The sequence below is a fragment of the Citrobacter sp. NCU1 genome (assembly GCF_010231475.1).
Lineage (GTDB): Bacteria > Pseudomonadota > Gammaproteobacteria > Enterobacterales > Enterobacteriaceae > Citrobacter_D.
The window spans coordinates 7,666-8,650 of the sequence record NZ_NRDO01000111.1 but is presented as its reverse complement, the minus strand read 5'-3'; the positions used below and the strand labels follow the sequence as shown (position 1 = coordinate 8,650).

At 53.0% G+C, this 985-nt stretch carries 2 protein-coding genes; both read right to left on the bottom strand.

What is annotated here, in order from left to right; translation table 11 throughout:
- A partial coding sequence (locus CJP72_RS24505) for an SDR family NAD(P)-dependent oxidoreductase (protein ID WP_162383845.1) occupies positions 1-470 on the bottom strand: 470 nt, incomplete at its 3' end.
- On the bottom strand, positions 457-985 hold a 529-nt coding region (locus tag CJP72_RS24500), incomplete at its 5' end, for a TenA family transcriptional regulator (protein ID WP_162383844.1). The genes CJP72_RS24505 and CJP72_RS24500, both read right to left, overlap by 14 nt.

The following is a 985-nucleotide window of genomic DNA, read 5'->3' as shown; positions in this document are numbered from 1 at the left end:
GTGGCTGCTTTGGTTGCGCTATACACGCTCCAGGCAGGGTGCCCAATTTCACCAAAGATCGAGCCAATGTTGAGGACGATGCCCTGCGGATTAAACTTATCCAGCATGGCACGGGTCAACAGTGTGGGGATTTCGATATTGGTTCTAATCTGTTCCCGAATATCGTCAAAAGACTGTTGTTCAAACAGCGCAAAACGGCTGGTCCCGGCATTATTGATCAGGATATCCAGTTTGTTCTCATCTTTGAATCTGCTGGCCAGCGCGATGATTTCGTCATCGGTATAACTGTTCATTAATGCAATATGATGCCGTTCCGGATTGGGAAGCATCTCTTTCAGAAGCGTCATTGCCTGCGCATTGCGTCCAACCAGGCAGAGTCTGGCCCCTTTTTGCGCCAGCGCCTGTGCCAGCGCTTGTCCGATACCGCCGCTGGCACCGGTCAGCAGGACTGTTTTATCATGCAGGTTCATGCGTGGTCTGCCCCAGTTGGTTAAGCATCTCTGTGTACAGGCGATAGACGCGACGTGCGGCATAGATAATGGCTGCCTGATCGGCTTCGTCAGTCACAGTGTCCATGAGTGAGGCGAAAAATTTAAGATGTCCCTGATCAAGTTCGCCGTGTGAACGCAGGTAGGTTGTCGCCTGTTCTGGCAGCCCCAGCGTCCGTTCCACCTGGGCTGCAATCGCGGTAGCAATAGACACGCTGGTACCCTCCAGAACCTGCACCATGCCAAAAATACTCATAGGATTGACACGTTCAATGCGGTAGTAGAGCCAGGCAACCATCATTTCTATCGGTATCCCTGGGGTGCCATTGCGAACGCTTTCCACATCACCACCGCAAGCCCGAATGTCGTTCAGGATCCATTCCTGGTGCCCGTACTCTTCATCAATATATTCAGCAATCGCGCCCCGAACGGCTTCATGTGAGGCTGGCAGGCGGCTGCCCGCACTCATCAACAACGGTACGGTATGGCTGACGTGA